This is a genomic window from Enterobacter sp. 186315 (assembly GCF_053290175.1).
Map to the genome: position 1 here is coordinate 1 of NZ_JBPTTK010000074.1, position 357 is coordinate 357.

Annotated in this window: 1 pseudogene; it reads left to right on the top strand. The window is 63.0% G+C overall.

The features are described 5' to 3' along the window. Window positions 1–357: pseudogene (locus tag ACSVHP_RS23015) on the top strand (hemagglutinin repeat-containing protein); the annotation flags it as partial.

Consider the following 357-nt stretch of genomic DNA (forward strand, 5'->3'; position numbering starts at 1 on the left):
ACAGCAACGATTTCAAATCGAAGCAGACCAGCGTGGCGGCGGGCGGGAGCTTCACTTTCGGCAGCATGACCGGGTCGGGGTACATCAGCGCCAGCCAGGACAGAATGAAGAGCACGTACGATTCGGTGCAGGAGCAGACCGGGCTGTTTGCCGGGCAGGGCGGCTTTGACGTGACGGTGGGTCGCCATACCCAGCTGGATGGCGCGGTTATCGCCTCTGCCGCCACGGCAGAGAAAAACAGCCTGGATACGGGCACGCTCGGGTTCAGCGATATCGGCAACGCGGCGGACTATAAGGTCAGCCATACCGGTATCAGCCTGAGCGGCGGCAGCAGCTTCGGCAGTACGTCGGGCGGCA